This is a genomic window from Achromobacter xylosoxidans A8 (assembly GCF_000165835.1).
Classification (GTDB): domain Bacteria; phylum Pseudomonadota; class Gammaproteobacteria; order Burkholderiales; family Burkholderiaceae_B; genus Achromobacter; species Achromobacter xylosoxidans_B.
Genome location: NC_014640.1, coordinates 5,104,522 through 5,119,785 on the forward strand (window position 1 = coordinate 5,104,522; position 15,264 = coordinate 5,119,785).

Genomic DNA, 15,264 nt, shown 5'->3' on the forward strand with positions numbered 1-15,264 from the left:
GGGAGACAAGGAATGCAAAAAGCCATCCGCCTGACCGCGTTCATGATCGCCGCGCTGGCGGCGTCCGGCGCCCGGCCCGCCGCCGCGGCCGCCCCCTACCCCGACCAGCCGGTGCGGCTGATCGTGCCGTATCCGGCGGGCGGCGCGGTCGACGGCGCCGCCCGCATCCTGGCCGAGCGTTTGAGCTCGCTATGGAGCCAGGCCGTGATCGTCGAGAACCGCCCCGGCGCGTCCGGCCGTATCGGCCTGGCCTTGGCCGCCAAAAGTCCGCCCAGCTACACCCTGGTCGCGGCCACCAATTCCACGCTGAACGAACAACTGCCCCGCGGCCAGGAAGGCGCAGCGCCTGCGGCCGCGACCCTGCTGCCCGTCTCCACCCTCTTCACCACGCCGGTCGCGCTGCTGGTCAACCGGCAGGCGGTTCCGGCGGAAAACCTGGCGCAGTACGTTGCGCTGGCCCGCGAAAAACCAGGTTCAGTGAGCTTCGGTTCCAGCGGCGAAGGCACGAGCACCCACTTCTTCGGCGAACTCCTCAAGCGCGACAAAAGCATCGACATCACCCACATTCCCTTTGCGGGAGAAGGCCCCAATCTCAGCGGCCTGATAGGGGGGCATGTCGGCAGCGCCTTCCTCAGCGCATCCGGCGCCACCAAGGCGGCCCAGACCGGCAAGACCCGCGTGCTGGCCGTCACCACGCCCGTGGGTTCCGCGCTGCTGCCCGGCGTGCCCAGCTTCGCCCAACTGGGCATCGCCGGCCTGGACCGGGACACCTGGGTCGGCCTCTACGCGCCTCCCGGCACACCACAGCCCGTGGTCGATCAAATCACGAAGGATGTTGCAACCGTGCTTGCGTCGAGCCAGGTGCGCGAACGCTATGCGCAACTGGGGCTGATCGCCGAAGGCGGCTCGCCCGACGATCTCGCCGCGCGGATGGAGGACGACAGCCAGTATTGGACCCGGGTCGTGCAGCAGACGGGGATCACCCTGAGGTAGCCATCCCGGCCGCCTCCAACTTCCGTAAGGCTCTGAATAAATTGGCGAAAGTAGTACTCTGGACATAGCAGCAGCGCCGCCCTGCCGTCCGGCGCCGCGCGTCGGAGGAAACCTGCTCATGGCCGCCCCGATCCTGAGCCCGCTGTCCCGAAGCTGTGCCATGCTACGCAAGCTGCGCCGCGTGGCGGTGCTGTTGGCGGCGGCGGCAATCTGTTCGGGCGGCGCGGGCGCGCAGCCTGCCGGCGGCCCGCAAGTCGCAGTGGTGCTGTCCCTGGACGGCATCGTCGGCCCGGCCACGGCGGACTACGTCATCCGCGGCCTGGAGGCGGCGCGGCAGCAGAACGCGGCGGCGGTCGTGCTGCGCATAGACACGCCGGGCGGACTGGACGCCTCCATGCGCGACATCATCCGTGCGATTCTCGCGTCGCCGGTTCCCGTGATTTCCTATGTGGCGCCCAACGGCGCGCGCGCCGCCAGCGCCGGCACTTACATTCTCTACGCCAGCCACGTCGCGGCCATGGCCCCGGCCACGAATCTGGGCGCGGCCACGCCTATCGCACTGGGCGGCAGCCCGTCCCGGCCGGCCGACAGCCCTTCCGGACCGGCTGACCCGGCAGACAAGAAGCCCCCCGCGGACAAGACCGCACCCGCCGCGCCGAAGGACGCAGGCGAAGCCAAGGCCATCAACGACGCCGTGGCTTATATCCGGTCGCTCGCCGCGCTGCGCGGCCGCAATGCCGACTGGGCTGAACAGGCCGTGCGCGCCGCGGCCAGCCTCACGGCCGGCGAAGCGCGCGCGCAGAACGTGATCGACCTGATCGCGGACGACGTGCCCGACTTGCTGGCCAAAGCCGACGGACGCCGCGTCCGGGTCGGCAACGCCGAGACCACCCTGCACACCCGCGACTTGCGCCAGATCGCGCGCGAGCCGGACTGGCGTACCCAAGTGCTCAGCGTCATTACGAATCCCAATCTGGCGCTGCTGCTATTGATGGCGGGCGTGTACGGTTTGATCTTCGAGTTCATGAGTCCGGGCGCCCTGTTTCCGGGCATCTTCGGCGCCATCTGCCTGCTGGTCGGCCTGTACGCCTTGGCGGCGCTACCGCTGACCTATGCCGGCATCGCGCTGGTCTTGCTAGGCACGTCGCTCATGGTGGCGGAGATATTCGCGCCTACCCTGGGCGTGCTGGGCGTGGGCGGCGCGGTTTCCTTCGTGCTCGGCGCCATTCTTCTCATCGACACGGACACGCCGGCCTTTGGCGTGTCCGTGCCGCTGATGGCGGGAATCGCCGCGGCCAGCCTGGGGATGACCTTCCTGATCGGCCGGCTGGCCTTGCGCTCGCGCCGCGCGCCGGTCGTCAGCGGCGCCGAAGCGCTGATCGGACTGCGGATCAAGGTGCTGAGCTGGACGGACGGGCAAGGCTACGTGGCGGCGGTGGGAGAACGCTGGCGCGCGGTGGGTCCGGCCGGGCTCGCGGCTGGCGACACCGTGGTGATCACCGCCGTCCGAGGCGTGACCTTGCATGTGCAGCCAGACACCGGCCTGCCGCCGTCCCAGCGGTGACGCCCTCCCTTCGGGCCACGCCGATACCCTACTCAAGCGGAGTCAGCCATGTTGATGAACCTCGCCTTCTACGCCCCCATCCTGGCGCTGGCCGTCGCGCTGTTCGCCCTGTCGGTCCGCATCCTGCGCGAGTACGAGCGCGGCGTGATCTTTACGCTGGGCCGCTATACCGGAGTCAAGGGTCCGGGGCTGATCCTGCTGATACCGGTGGTGCAACAGATGGTGCGCGTGGACCAGCGCATGACCGTGTTCGACGTGCCCAGCCAGGACGCGATCTCACGCGACAACGTGTCGGTCAAGGTGAATGCCGTCATCTACTTCCGCGTGATCGATCCGGAGCGCTCCGTGATCCAGGTGGAGAACTTCCGGCAAGCCACCAGCGAACTGGCGCAGACCACGCTGCGCTCCGTGCTGGGCAAGCATGATCTGGACGAGCTGCTATCGGAGCGAGACAAGGTGAACAATGCGGTGCAGAGCATTCTGGATGCGCAGACCGACGCCTGGGGCATCAAGGTGGCGAACGTGGAAATCAAGCACATCGACCTGAACGAAGGCATGATCCGCGTCATCGCCCGGCAAGCCGAGGCGGAGCGCGAGCGGCGCGCCAAGATTATCCACGCCGAAGGCGAGGAACAGGCCGCGCAGATGTTGCTGAACGCGGCGCGCACGCTATCGGAACAGCCCGAAGCCATGCAGCTACGCTATCTGAGCACGCTCGCCATGATCGGTGCGCAAAACAGCTCGACCATTGTCTTTCCCTTTCCCGTCGAGTTCAGCCGCCTGCTCAAAGGGCTGGCGGGGAAGGACCAGGAGCCGCCTGCCGGCCCCTGACCTTGCGCTAGGCCGCCGCCTTGCCGGCGTCCTGCAACTGCCGCCACTGGATCTTGCCGGTGCTGGACTTGGGCAAGGCATCCACGAATTCCACGATGCGTGGCGCCTTGTAGGCCGCCATGCGGGTACGGGCCCAGGCGATCACGTCTTCTTCGCGCACACTGCCGCGCGCCTCGTCGCGCAATACCAGCAGGGCCTTCACCGTTTCACCGCGGCAGGCGTCGGGCACTCCGATCACGCAAGCCTCGTGCACCGCCGGGTGCTCGTACAGCGTGTTCTCCACTTCCGCCGGCCAGACCTTGTAGCCGGATGCGTTGATCATGCGCTTCAAGCGGTCGGTCACGTAGAAATAGCCGTCTTCGTCCACCCGGCCGAGGTCGCCGGTGCGGAAGTAGCGCTGACCATCCAGCACGAAGAAGGCATCGGCGTCGGCCTGCGGGTTGTTCCAGTAGCCCAGCATGACCTGCGCGCCGCGCGTCACGAGTTCACCGGTCTCTCCCTGGGCCAGCTCGGCCAGCGTGGCCGGATCCACAACCCTCGTATCCACGCCGAAGGTGGGCACGCCTATGCATTGGCGCTTGTTGCGGTCCAGTGGATTGCAATGCAGAAACGAGGCGGTTTCCGTCAGGCCGTATGCCTCGTTGTAGGTGATGCCGTAGCGCCTGGCCAGCATGGCCGAGACCGCCTCGGGCATGGGCGCGCCGCCGCCGCACAGCTGCGCCAGGCTGGACAGGTCCAGTTCTTCGATGCCCGGCTGCGCGAAGAAGTCCACGATCATCGCGGGTGGCGCGGCCCAGACGCTGACGCGATGGCGCGCCATCAACCGGGCTGCCACCTGGCGGTCCCAACGCGGCAACACCACCACCGTGGCGCCCAGCAGGATGGGCGTGTTCATGCAACTCTGCATGCCCAGCAGGTGGAACATCGGCGCCACGCCCATGATGACCGCCTCGGACGTCAGTCCGCGCCATAGCTGCGAACCGGCCAGGGACGCGCCCATGGAGCCGTGGGTATGGCGGCAGCCCTTGGGCCGGCCAGTGGTGCCGGACGTGTACGGCAACAGGCAAAGATCTTTCGCCCGCGCCCGGTGCGGCAAGGGCTGGGCATTGACCGCCAGCGCGCCGTACCAGGGCACGCCAGCACGCACATCGGGCGCGCGCCGGGGCGCGGCGACCCAGTCCGGCGCATCGGGAACCGGGCCATCCAGATAGTCCGAATAGGTGTGGACGATGACACGATCCAAACGCTTATCCTCGACAAAGCCGTTCAGCCGCGCGCAAAGCTCCTGCGCGGCGAAGGCCACCCGGGCGCCGCTGTCGTCCAGGTAATGCGCCAACTCCTCCGGCGTGCTCATGGCGTTGACCGGCACGACCACGGCATCGGCGCGGAGGATGGCGTAGTACGCGATGACGAACTGCGGGCAGTTCTGACTCAGCAGCAGGACACGGTCGCCCGCCTTTACCCCCGCACTGTGCTGCAGGTATCCGGCCATGGCGTCGACCTCGCGCCTAAGTCGCGCGTAGTCGAGCACGGTTTCGTAGAACACGATGGCCGGCTTGTCCGGATAGCGCGTCGCGGACGCCTCCAGGTTGAAGTAAAGGCTGGACTGCGGCGGGGTGATTTCCTTCGGCAGGCCCTTGGGCCAAAACCGATAGTGCGCTTGCTGCATCTTGTCTCCTCGTGCTTGTTCTGGTTCCTTCCCATGCGCCTCAGGCGGTCATGGCGCGCGCGATGATTTCCTTCATGATTTCGTTGGAACCGCCGTAGATCTTGCCTACCCGCGCATCCGCGTACATCCTGGCTATCGGGTATTCCAGCATGTAGCCGTAGCCGCCGTGCAACTGCAGGCATTCATCGATCACCTGGCAGTTCATCTGCGTGGTCCACCACTTGGCCATGGCTGCCGTGGACAGGTCCAATGTGCCCGCCAGTTGACGTTCGATGCAATCGTCGACGAAGCGCGCCGCGATGGTGGCGACCGTCTCGCACTCGGCCAGCTTGAAGCGCGTGTTCTGCAGCTCGATGAGCGCCTGGCCGAAGACTTGGCGGGTACTGGCGTAGGCGACGGTTTCCTCGATGGCGCGCCGCATGGTGGCTACCGCCCCCACCGCGATCAGCAGCCGTTCGCGCGGCAGCTGCTGCATGAGCTGGGCAAAGCCGCGGCCCTCGATGCCGCCCAAGAGGCAGTCCTGGCCCACGCGCGCGCCATCGAAGAACAGTTCCGCCGTGTCCAGGCTTTTCTGGCCCAGTTTCTCCAGCAGCCGCCCGCGCCTGAAGCCCGCCAAGCCCTGCGTCTCCACCATGATCAGCGAAACGCCCCGCGCGCCCGCTTGCGCGTCGGTCTTGGCCACCACGCAGACCAGGTCCGCATGCAGGCCGTTGGTGATGAAGGTCTTGGAACCATTGAGCACGTACTCGCCGCCCTCTTTCGTGGCGGTAGTGCGCACGCTCTTCAGGTCGGACCCCGCGCCCGGTTCGCTCATGGCGATGGCGCCCACGAGTTCACCCGTGGCCATGCGCGGCAGCCAGCGTTGCTTTTGCGCTTCGGTGCCGTAGTTCAGGATGTAGTGCGCCAGGATGGCGCTATGCACGTTGTTGCTGAAGCCATGAACCATGGCGCGCGCCTGCTCCGCCCCCACGATGGCCTCGTGAGCGAAGCTGCCCCCGCCGCCGCCATAGGCCTCGGGCATGCTCACGCACAACAATCCCAGGCGGCCCGCCTTGTTCCAGACCTCGCGGTCCGCGTGCTGCTGCTTGCGCCAGCGCTCTTCGTCGGGCACGAACTCCTTTTCGAAGAGGCGCCGCGTCGAATCCTGGAACAGCGTCAGGTCCGCGTCCATCCAGCCTTGCCGTGGCGTGTCCATGCTCTTTCCTCCTGTCCTCAAGGACGGCCGCCGCCCACGACCAGGACCTGGCCGCTGACGTAGTTGGACTCGGGCAGGCAGAACAGGTACACCGCCCCCGCGGCTTCCGCCGGCGTGCCCGCCCGGCCGACGGGGATCAGGCTCTCGGCGTTCTTCAGCACCTGCGGATTGACGCCCACCTTGATCTGCCGGCCTTCGATGTCCAGCGTGGCGTCGCCGTCGGCGGGCGCCTCCGTCAGGCGCGTCTTGATCAGCCCGAAAGCCACGCTGTTGACGTTGACCTTGTAACGCCCCCATTCCTTGGCCAGCGCGCGCGTCAGGCCGTTGATGCCGGCCTTGGCGGCGGAATAGTTCGCCTGGCCGGCATTGCCCATGACGCCGGAAGTGGACGAGATGTTCACGACCTTGCGGAACACCTCCTTGCCCTGCTCCGCTTCGGTCTTGGCGGCCACGCGAATGAAGCCGGACGCGGCGCGCAGGATGCGGAACGGCGCGGACAGATGCACGGCCAGGATCGCGTCCCATTGTTCGTCCGTCATCTTCTGGATCACGTTGTCCCAGGTGTAGCCGGCGTTGTTGACGATGATGTCCAGGCCGCCGTAGGTGTCCACGGCGGTGCCGACGAAACGCTCGGCGAAACCGGCCTCGATCACGCTGCCGGCGCAGGCCTGCGCCTGGCCGCCCAGCTTGCGGATCAGCGCGACGGTTTCCTCCGCCGGCCCCGCGTCCAGATCATTCACCACCACGCTGGCGCCTTCGCGCGCCAGCTTCAGCGCAATCTCCTGGCCGATGCCGCGTCCTGCGCCCGACACCAGCGCCACCTTGCCTTCCAATGTACCCATCGCACTCTCCTTCTCTTGGTTTACCGGACCGCCAGTACCGCCACGCCACTCAGGCGCAGTTCTCCGGTCTGGCTGCGCGCATGCAGTTCCACCCGCAGGCGGGCTTCTCCCTGCGCTTCAAAGCGTTCGACCACGCGGCCCGTGCAGCGGACCTCGTCGCCCACATGCGTGATCGCCACGAAACGCACGGCGTACTCGCGCAGCGCCGATTGCGGCGCCCAGTTCGTCAGCAGGCGGGCCAGATAGGCGGCTGACAGCATGCCGTGGGCGAATACGTCGTCCATGCCCGCGGCGCGGGCGAAATCCAGGTCCACGTGTATCGGGTTGTGGTCGCCCGAGGCGCCGCAGTACAGCGCCAGCCCCAGCCGGCTGACCGGTCCGGCGGTAAAGCCGGGCAGCTCGTCGCCGGCCCGGGCGTCATGGTTCATGGCTATGCTCATCGCGCACTCCTCAGGCATTGCGCACGACCGTGGTCGCGCGCAGTTCGGCGACCAGGCGCCCGGCGGCGTCGGTCACCCGGGTTTCGCGCACGACGAATTCCAGCGCGCCGCCCTTCTTGGCGTAGATGTCGGCGATGCGCGGTTCGAAGCGCAGTTCGTCGCCGGCATGCGCCATGGCGTGGTAAACGAAAGCCTGCTCGCCGTGCAGCACCCGGGCGATGTCGATGCCCAATAGCTCACGCATGGCGGCAGGACGGGGACTGGCCATCTCCAGGCAGAAGAGGAAGGTCGGCGGCACCGGCAATCCCGGGTGTCCGGCCGCACGCGCGGCGGCCTCGTCGATGTAGACCGGGTCGTCCTGTCCGGTAGCCTGGGCGAAAAAGCGCAGACGGCCCGCCTCCACGGTCGCGTTGAACGCCGGCAAGACGGCGCCAATATGACTGGTATCCAGCATGACGTTCTCCTCAAGCGGCCTGGTACAGCGTCACGACGCAGGCGCCGCCCAGTCCCAGGTTGTGTTGCAGCGCCAGCCTGGCGCCCTCGACCTGGCGCAGATCCGCCTGGCCGCGCAGTTGCCACACCAGCTCGGTGCATTGCGCCAGTCCGGTAGCGCCCAGCGGATGGCCCTTGGACAGCAAGCCGCCGGACGGATTGGTCACGACCTTGCCGCCATAGGTGTTGTCGCCGTCGAGGATGAACTTCTCGGCGGTGCCCTCCGGCGTCAGGCGCAGGCCCTCGTAGGTGATCAGCTCGTTGGCGGTGAAGCAGTCGTGCAGTTCCACCACGTCCACATCGTCGGGGCCGATGCCCGCAGCTTCATACACCTGGTCGACGGCGGCACGCGTCATGTCAAAGCCCACGACCTTGCGCATGTCGCCTGCGCCGAAGGTGGACGGAGTGTCTGTCGTCATGGCCTGCGCGGCGATGCTCACGGCGGGTGCGAGGCCGTGGCGGCGGGCGAACTCGTCCGAGCACAGGACGGCGGCCGCCGCGCCGCAAGTGGGCGGGCAGCATTGCAGGCGCGTCAGGGGATCGAAGATCATGGGCGCGGCCAGCACCTCGTCCAGCGTGACCGTCTGGCGGAACACCGCGTAGGGGTTGCGCGCGGCATGCTGGCGTGCCTTAACCGCGATGCGCGCGAAGATGTCGGCGCCGATGCCGTGTTCCTTCATGTAGTCGCGGCCCGCGCCGCCGAAGAACTGGGCCGCGCGCGGCTTGGCCGTGTCATAACCTTGCATTTCGGTCATCACCGAGATGAAATCGTGCAAGGGCAAAGGACGATCCTCATACACGCTCTTCAGCGCGCCGGGCACCATCTGCTCGAAGCCCACCGCCAGCGCGCACTCCACCGCGCCGCTTTCCACGGCCTGGCGCGCCAGGAACAGCGCCGAGGAACCGGTCGCGCAATTGTTATTGACGTTGAATACCGGAATACCGCTCAGCCCCACGCCATAGACCACTGCCTGTCCGGCAGTCGAATCGCCGTAGACGTAACCCGCGTAGGCCTGCTGGACCGCGTCGTATTGCAGTCCGGCATCCCGCAATGCCTCGCGCACGGCGCGCGCGCCCATCACGGTATATGCCTCGCTGGCGCCGGGCTTGCTGAATGGGATCATGCCTACCCCTGCAACCCATACTTTCCGATTCATGCCTGATTCTCCTGATGAGCGGGCGCGGCCACAGCCGCGCTCCTGGATTCATGGTTCTGTCGCAGCGCGGACTTCAGCACTTTGCCCGCTGCCGACATGGGCAACTCGTTGAGGAACTCATAGGTCTTGGGACACTTGAAGGCGGCCAGCAGCTGGCGGCAATGCCTGTCCAGGGAGTCCGCATCCACCCCCATGCCGGGACGTGGCACGATCACGGCATGCACCGCCTCGCCCCAGCGGGCGTGCACCACCCCGATGACCGCGCAACGCGCCACCAGCGGATGGCGGGCCAGCACGCCTTCCACTTCGGCCCCGTAGATGTTTTCGCCGCCGCTGACGATCATGTCCTTGAGCCGGTCCACGATGTACAGATAGCCGTCTTCGTCCTGACGGGCCGCGTCGCCCGTCAACAACCAGCCGTGGTCGAATGCGCGTTGCGTTTCCTCGGGCCGGTTCCAGTAGCCCTGCATCACCATGGGTCCGCGCACCGCCAGTTCGCCGACGGCGCCTGGCGCCGCCTCGCTGCCGTCGGGCGCGAGAATGCGCGTTTCCACGCCGATAGCTGGCCGCCCCGCCGATTCGGTGCGCGCGCCGCCCTCGCGCACCTCGGCATTGATGGCCACGGTGGCGGCGGTTTCCGTCATGCCGTACGCATGCACGAATTCTGCTTGCGGAAAGGCCGCCAGCGCGCGGTCGAGCAAGGCCCGGGAAATCGGCGACGCGCCCCAGATCACGCGCTGCACGCCGCCCAGCCAATATTGCGCGAACCCAGGCTCATCCAGCAGCATCTGGATCATGCTGGGTACCAGCAGCACCTCGGTTACGCCATCGTCCTGCAGAGCCTGCAGCACCGCGCGGGGCTGGAAGCCGCGCGGTATCGCCACCGATGCGCCCGCGACAAATTGTCCGATCAGCCGCCCCAAGCCGGCCACATGAAAAAGCGGCGCGACCAGCAAGGTATGGCTGTCGGGCGACGTCGGGACGGTGGCCATCCTGGCCACCGCGGCGCTCCACAGGTTTGCGTGGGTCAGCATGGCGCCCTTGGGCGCGCCGGTCGTGCCGCCGGTAAAGAGAATCGCGGCCAGCGTGTCGCCGCCCGCGCGGACGTCCTCCTGCGCCACCGCCGCGGTGGCGTGGGCTTCCAGGACCTCGGCAGATAGCGGTTCCGCGCCGGCGGGCATGTCGATGGCGGCCATGCGCGGCGCCATCGTCTCGTCCACCAGCAGCAGGCGCGGGCTGCAATCGGCCAGCGCTTGCGCAAGCTCTGCGCCGCTCCAGCGCGTGTTCAGCGGCACCACCGCCGCGCCCAGCCACCAGCACGCCAGGATCCACGACACATAGTCCGCGCCGTTGGCGCTCCAGAAGGCCACACGATCGCCCGGCAGCACGCCATGGTCGCGCAGCACGGCAGCCTTGCGCGCGGCCCAATCGATCAACCCTGCGTAGGTCCAACGCCTCGCGTCTTCGCGCAGCGCGATCTTTGCGGGGTGCAGCCGGCCTGCGCGATGCAGACCTTGTGTCAGATACATGGTGCTTGTCTCCTGCGGCACGCGTGGGTTTGGGCGGTTTCCGGTCCGGCATCGCATGCCTTCGTCGCGATGTCCCTAGCTTCTCCCTTGAGGCCGGATCGCGGCAATGGCCGCAGGCGTCAAACCGATAGGCGAAAAGTGTCAGCGGCCCGCGGGACCGCAGACCAGGCGGTTGCGGCGGTACTCGCCCGGCGATACGCCGGTCCATTTCTTGAAGGCGCGGTGGAAGGTGCTGGGTTCGGAAAAGCCCAGGCGCCCGGCAATTTCCATCAGGGATAGATCGTGCCGTGCCAGGTATTCGACGGCGGCATCGCGCCGCAGATCGTCCTTCAAGGCTTGAAAGCCCTGGCCCTCCTCGCGCAGATGTCGCCGCAGCGTTTGCGGCGTCATCGCGAGCTGCGCGCTGACCTGGGCCAATGACGGCAATTCCTTGGCAAGATCGTTACGCAGCAGGCGCCGGATGCGGTCGGTCAGGGTGGTGCGGTCGTGGTACTTCACCAGCAGGTCGAACGGCGCATTGGCCAGGAACGGCTTGAGCGTCTGCGCGTTCTGGACTACAGGCAGGGCCAGCCAGCGCGACTCCAGCCACAGGCCGGTCACGGGCTGGCCATAGCGCACGGGCGCATAGAACAGCCTGTGCGCATCGACGCTGCGGGCGCCGCTGCTGTAGTCCACGCCCAGGATGGGAATGCGCCGCGCGGCCAGCCAGTTGGCCACGCCCAGCGTGAAAAACAGAAAGCTGCGCTCGCCATACCAGCGCGTACAGCTGCTGGGGCCGCGCGAGTCGAGCACGATGCGCGCGCGCTCGCCGCTGACGCACAAGCGGGCGGTGAAGTCGGGCAGCACGCCGTGGTAGTAGCGGAATGCCACGCGCAAGGCCTGCCCCACCGTGCCTTCGTGCAGCGCGAGCCGGCAGGCATGATCGAACGCCCCCATGGGAACGGGATGCTGGCCCATGCCGAGGAAGTCGTCCCGGGTGGCGCGGCGCAACACCCGCATTATCTGCGCCAGCTGCGCCTGCGAAACCCGCGCCATCGGCGCCTGCAGCAGGGTCGGCGGCACGCCGGCGCGCATCAGCACCCGGTCCACGTCCACGCCCCGGCTGCGCGCGCCTTGCAGGATCTGGGCGATATGCCCCACGGCGATGGTGTGATGGGTCATGAGCGAATCCTGCGGCTGGCGTACGCCGATGGATCGATGGTAGCCAAAGCCCGCGCGCGCAGGAATGGCTGGCGTGAGCATTCCCGCCAAGCGGAATCAGCGAATCCGCCATTGGTGGGCCGCAAAGCCGCGCCTAGACTGGGCCGAGCCCCTGGCGGGCATGCCACTTCGTATTTACGGGAGTCCCTCTTTGGATACGCCGAACACCGCTCCGCTCGCAGGCGTCAGGATCCTGGACCTGTCGCGGCTCCTGCCCGGCCCGCTGGGTGCGCAGTACCTGGCCGACCTCGGCGCCGATGTGATCAAGATCGAAGACACGCAGGCGGGCGACTATGCGCCCGCGCCGCTGCGCGCCCTCTGCAACCGCAACAAGCGCGGGCTGCGGCTGGATCTCAAGCATCCCGAAGGACAGGCGGCGCTGGCCGCGCTGGCGCGCGGCGCCGACGTGGTGATCGAGAGCTTCCGGCCCGGCGTGGCCGCGCGGCTGCAGGCCGACTACCCCACCCTGGCGCGGCACAACCCCCGGCTGGTCTACTGCAGCATCACCGGCTACGGACAGGACGGCCCGCAGCGCGACGCCGCCGGCCATGACCTGAACTATGCCGCCTGCGCCGGCGTCGCCGACCAGATGGGCTGCGGGCCCGATCTGCCGGCGTTGTCCAACCTGCCGGTGGCCGACATTCTTGGAGGCTCGCTCACCGCGGTGATGGGCATATTGGCCGCGCTGTACGACGCCCAGCGCAGCGGGCGCGGACGTTATATCGATATCGCCATCGCCGACGGCCTGCTGGCCGCCGCCGTGGTGCCGCTGGCCACGCTCAACGCCCGCGGCGACACGCGCCCGGCGGGCGCCGATACCTTGTCGGGCGGACTGGCCTGCTATGGCCAGTACCGCGCCGCGGACGGGCGCTATCTGGCGGTCGCCGCGCTGGAGCCCAAGTTCTGGGAAACGCTGTGCCGGCGGCTGGAACGCCCCGACCTGGCGCCGCTGCACCGCAACGGCGACGCGACGCAGCAGGCGCGCGTGCGCAGCGAGCTGCAACAGCTGTTCGGCACGCGGCCGCTGGCGCACTGGCTGGCGTTGCTGGAAGACGCCGACTGCTGCGTGTCGCCCGTGCTCAAGCTGGCGGAAAGCCTGGAGCATCCACAGTTCGTCGCCCGCGGCCTGCCGCTGCAAACCGAGCACCCGGCCTATGGCCGCCATGCCCAGGTCGCCAGCCCGGTGAAGATGTCGGGCTTCCAGTTCGCCATCCACCGCCAGGCCCCGCTGCCGGGCGAACACAGCAATCAGATCCTGCGCGAGGCCGGCTACAGCGAGCCCGACGTCGCCAGCCTGATCGGACGTGGCATTGCGCTGTAGGCACATACGGCCAGCCCACCCGACACCTGCAGTACCCATAACCAGGACGGAGACATCCATGAACGATCCTCATCGCAGCCCCCCCTCGCCGCGACGCCGCAGCCTGCTCAAGCTGAGCGCGGCCCTGCCTGCCGCACTGGCCCTGCAGCGACCGGCCCGCGCCGCAGGCTTCCCGGCCCGCCCCGTCACGCTCATCGTGCCGTTCCCCGCGGGCGGTGCGACGGACACCCAGATGCGCGCGCTGGCGGTCGCGGCCTCGCGCGAACTGGGCCAGACCGTCGTCATCGCCAACCGGCCGGGCGCCGGCGGCACGCTCGGTCCCGCGGCCATGGCGCATACCGCCGCGCCGGACGGCTATACGGTGTCGGTGGTGGTGGGCACGCTGTTCCGCTATCCCTTCCTACAGCAGGTCAACTATGACCCGATCAAGGACTTCACCTACGTCGCCTGCATGACGGCCTACTCCTATGCCATCGTGGTGCGCGAGGACGCCCCCTGGCGCACGCTGGACGAACTGATCGCCGACGCGCGCGCCCATCCCGACAAGATCAGCTACGGCGGCACCGGCACGGGCGGTTCGGGACGCATCGCGATCGAACGCCTGTCGCGGCTGACGAATACGCGCTTCAACTTCATCCCATACAAGGGCGCGGCCGAGGAAACCACCGCGCTGCTGGGCGGCCATATCCAGATGGTCTCGGACGCGGGCTGGGGACCGATGATAGACACCGGCAAGGCCCGCCTGCTGGCGGTGCTGGGCGAGGCCCGCGCCAAGCGCGTGCCAGACGTGCCCACGCTGACGGAGCTGGGCTACCCCATCGTCACGGCCAACCCGGTCGGCATCGCCGGTCCGAAAGGCATGGATCCCGAGGTGACGCGCGTCTTGCAGCAGGCCTTTCATCGCGCGTCCAGCGACCCGGAGTACAACCGCGCGCTGGAAACCGCCGACCAGCCCCACATGCTGATGGATAGCGCCGCCTATACCGACTTTGCGATCCGGCAGGTGGCGGAAGAGAAAAAGTTCGTGGCCGAGCTGGGCCTGAAGATGCAGTGACGGCTTGGAGCGCGCGCTGCCGTCGGCGTCCTCAGGCGGTGGGGTGCAGCATGCAGTCCCGCAAGCGCAGCACCGATGCGCAGGAAGTGTCGCGATGCGTCACCAGCGACAAGGACAACGCATCATGCGCATCGGCGTCGGTCAGCGGCACGAAGGCCACGTGCGGGGTCGAGTATGCCCGCGTCACCCCAGGTACCAGCGCCAACCCCATGCCGCTGGCCACCAGGCTGATCAGCGTCTGCACCTGTATCGCCTCCTGGCTGATGCGCGGCGAGAAGCCCGCCTTCAGGCATAGCGCCTGCGCCACGCCGTGCAGGCCCGGCACCTTCAACGGCGAGTACAGCACGAAGCTTTCGGCGCGGGCCCGCTGCAGGCTGACCGGCCCGCCCGCGGCCAGCGGATGTCCCGCCGGCACGGCCAGGATGAGGTCGTCGCGCTCCACCACCCAGGAATCCAGCGCCGCGTCTTCCGCCAGGGGGCCGCGCACCAGGCCGGCGTCGATATCGTTGGCGCGCAGCATCGCCACCAGGCCGACCGTGCTGTCCTCGCGCAGGTCCAGCTGCACATCCGGATACTGCGCGCGGAAGGCCGGCAAATGACGCGGCAGCAGCATGTAGGTGGCCGAGCCGACGAAGCCCAGCCGCAGCGTGCCCCATTCGCCCAGCGCCACGCGGCGGGCGGCCTGGCGCGCCTGCTCGGCGTGGAACAGCGCGCGGCGGGCGTCCGCCATCAGCGCCTGCCCCGCAGGCGTAGTCGTCACGCCCTTGGCGCCGCGCACCAGCAGCGGCACGCCCACCGCATGTTCCAGTTTCTGGATCGAGACCGATAGCGCCGGTTGCGCGATATGCAGCGTATCGGCGGCCCGTCGGTAGCTGCCCAGCTCCGCGATGGTGACGAACTGCCGGAGCTGCCGTAAATCGATAGCCATAACAAATTCCATATCGCCCAATACCTACGCCATATTAGACGTGTATGCG

The 15,264-nt window shown here is 68.0% G+C and carries 14 protein-coding genes; 5 read left to right on the plus strand and 9 right to left on the minus strand.

The features are described from left to right. Positions 1 to 12: 12 nt before the first annotated feature. The 3 genes from AXYL_RS23660 (at position 13) to AXYL_RS23670 (ending at position 3,388) form a co-directional block, all read left to right on the plus strand. The gene (locus AXYL_RS23660; RefSeq protein ID WP_013395401.1) at positions 13 to 993 is read left to right on the plus strand and encodes a Bug family tripartite tricarboxylate transporter substrate binding protein; all 981 of its coding nucleotides are present in this window, start codon (positions 13 to 15) and stop codon (positions 991 to 993) included. Between the two features lie 118 nt (positions 994 to 1,111). Further along, complete coding sequence (locus AXYL_RS23665) at positions 1,112 to 2,557, plus strand: NfeD family protein (RefSeq protein WP_013395402.1); 1,446 nt, start codon at positions 1,112 to 1,114, stop codon at positions 2,555 to 2,557. Between the two features lie 48 nt (positions 2,558 to 2,605). Next, positions 2,606 to 3,388, plus strand: coding sequence for a slipin family protein (locus AXYL_RS23670; RefSeq protein WP_013395403.1), 783 nt, complete (start codon positions 2,606 to 2,608; stop codon positions 3,386 to 3,388). A gap of 7 nt (positions 3,389 to 3,395) precedes the next feature. Here the strand turns inward: AXYL_RS23670 and AXYL_RS23675 are convergent, their stop codons facing one another. The 8 genes from AXYL_RS23675 to AXYL_RS23710 form a co-directional block, all read right to left on the minus strand. Further along, positions 3,396 to 5,057: a long-chain fatty acid--CoA ligase gene (locus AXYL_RS23675; protein ID WP_013395404.1), complete on the minus strand. Its 1,662-nt coding sequence runs from the start codon at positions 5,055 to 5,057 to the stop codon at positions 3,396 to 3,398. A 40-nt stretch (positions 5,058 to 5,097) separates the two neighbouring features. Continuing rightward, positions 5,098 to 6,252 carry an acyl-CoA dehydrogenase family protein gene (locus AXYL_RS23680; protein WP_013395405.1) on the minus strand — a complete coding sequence of 385 codons (1,155 nt, stop codon included), beginning with the start codon at positions 6,250 to 6,252 and terminating at the stop codon, positions 5,098 to 5,100. A gap of 17 nt (positions 6,253 to 6,269) precedes the next feature. After that, positions 6,270 to 7,094, minus strand: coding sequence for an SDR family NAD(P)-dependent oxidoreductase (locus tag AXYL_RS23685; RefSeq protein ID WP_013395406.1), 825 nt, complete (start codon positions 7,092 to 7,094; stop codon positions 6,270 to 6,272). A 20-nt stretch (positions 7,095 to 7,114) separates the two neighbouring features. Further along, a complete protein-coding gene (locus AXYL_RS23690) occupies positions 7,115 to 7,534 on the minus strand; it encodes a MaoC family dehydratase (RefSeq protein WP_013395407.1) in 420 nt (139 codons plus the stop codon). A gap of 10 nt (positions 7,535 to 7,544) precedes the next feature. Further along, entirely contained in the window at positions 7,545 to 7,988 is a 444-nt protein-coding gene (locus AXYL_RS23695; protein ID WP_013395408.1) for a MaoC family dehydratase N-terminal domain-containing protein, read from the minus strand. Positions 7,989 to 7,998: 10 nt separating this feature from the next. Beyond that, positions 7,999 to 9,183, minus strand: coding sequence for a lipid-transfer protein (locus tag AXYL_RS23700; protein WP_013395409.1), 1,185 nt, complete (start codon positions 9,181 to 9,183; stop codon positions 7,999 to 8,001). Next, positions 9,180 to 10,712 carry a class I adenylate-forming enzyme family protein gene (locus AXYL_RS23705; RefSeq protein WP_013395410.1) on the minus strand — a complete coding sequence of 511 codons (1,533 nt, stop codon included), beginning with the start codon at positions 10,710 to 10,712 and terminating at the stop codon, positions 9,180 to 9,182. The genes AXYL_RS23700 and AXYL_RS23705 overlap by 4 nt, the downstream gene beginning before the upstream one ends. A gap of 141 nt (positions 10,713 to 10,853) precedes the next feature. Further along, positions 10,854 to 11,873, minus strand: coding sequence for an AraC family transcriptional regulator (locus tag AXYL_RS23710; RefSeq protein ID WP_049797954.1), 1,020 nt, complete (start codon positions 11,871 to 11,873; stop codon positions 10,854 to 10,856). Positions 11,874 to 12,063: 190 nt separating this feature from the next. On the opposite strand from AXYL_RS23710, the gene AXYL_RS23715 reads away from it, so the two are divergent. Both AXYL_RS23715 and AXYL_RS23720 read left to right on the plus strand, forming a co-directional pair. Beyond that, positions 12,064 to 13,233, plus strand: coding sequence for a CaiB/BaiF CoA transferase family protein (locus AXYL_RS23715; protein ID WP_013395412.1), 1,170 nt, complete (start codon positions 12,064 to 12,066; stop codon positions 13,231 to 13,233). A 58-nt stretch (positions 13,234 to 13,291) separates the two neighbouring features. Next, positions 13,292 to 14,287, plus strand: coding sequence for a tripartite tricarboxylate transporter substrate binding protein (locus AXYL_RS23720; protein WP_013395413.1), 996 nt, complete (start codon positions 13,292 to 13,294; stop codon positions 14,285 to 14,287). Between the two features lie 31 nt (positions 14,288 to 14,318). Here the strand turns inward: AXYL_RS23720 and AXYL_RS23725 are convergent, their stop codons facing one another. After that, positions 14,319 to 15,215 carry a LysR family transcriptional regulator gene (locus tag AXYL_RS23725; protein ID WP_041654206.1) on the minus strand — a complete coding sequence of 299 codons (897 nt, stop codon included), beginning with the start codon at positions 15,213 to 15,215 and terminating at the stop codon, positions 14,319 to 14,321. Positions 15,216 to 15,264: the final 49 nt, after the last annotated feature.

Bases quoted from the DNA above. Each gene is read 5' to 3' on its own strand.
- AXYL_RS23660 (WP_013395401.1), top strand. From the start codon at position 13: ATGCAAAAAGCCATCCGCCTGACCGCGTTCATGATCGCCGCGCTGGCG.
- AXYL_RS23665 (WP_013395402.1), top strand. From the start codon at position 1,112: ATGGCCGCCCCGATCCTGAGCCCGCTGTCCCGAAGCTGTGCCATGCTA.
- AXYL_RS23670 (WP_013395403.1), top strand. From the start codon at position 2,606: ATGTTGATGAACCTCGCCTTCTACGCCCCCATCCTGGCGCTGGCCGTC.
- AXYL_RS23675 (WP_013395404.1), bottom strand. From the start codon at position 5,057: ATGCAGCAAGCGCACTATCGGTTTTGGCCCAAGGGCCTGCCGAAGGAA.
- AXYL_RS23680 (WP_013395405.1), bottom strand. From the start codon at position 6,252: ATGGACACGCCACGGCAAGGCTGGATGGACGCGGACCTGACGCTGTTC.
- AXYL_RS23685 (WP_013395406.1), bottom strand. From the start codon at position 7,094: ATGGGTACATTGGAAGGCAAGGTGGCGCTGGTGTCGGGCGCAGGACGC.
- AXYL_RS23690 (WP_013395407.1), bottom strand. From the start codon at position 7,534: ATGAGCATAGCCATGAACCATGACGCCCGGGCCGGCGACGAGCTGCCC.
- AXYL_RS23695 (WP_013395408.1), bottom strand. From the start codon at position 7,988: ATGCTGGATACCAGTCATATTGGCGCCGTCTTGCCGGCGTTCAACGCG.
- AXYL_RS23700 (WP_013395409.1), bottom strand. From the start codon at position 9,183: ATGAATCGGAAAGTATGGGTTGCAGGGGTAGGCATGATCCCATTCAGC.
- AXYL_RS23705 (WP_013395410.1), bottom strand. From the start codon at position 10,712: ATGTATCTGACACAAGGTCTGCATCGCGCAGGCCGGCTGCACCCCGCA.
- AXYL_RS23710 (WP_049797954.1), bottom strand. From the start codon at position 11,873: ATGACCCATCACACCATCGCCGTGGGGCATATCGCCCAGATCCTGCAA.
- AXYL_RS23720 (WP_013395413.1), top strand. From the start codon at position 13,292: ATGAACGATCCTCATCGCAGCCCCCCCTCGCCGCGACGCCGCAGCCTG.
- AXYL_RS23725 (WP_041654206.1), bottom strand. From the start codon at position 15,215: ATGGCTATCGATTTACGGCAGCTCCGGCAGTTCGTCACCATCGCGGAG.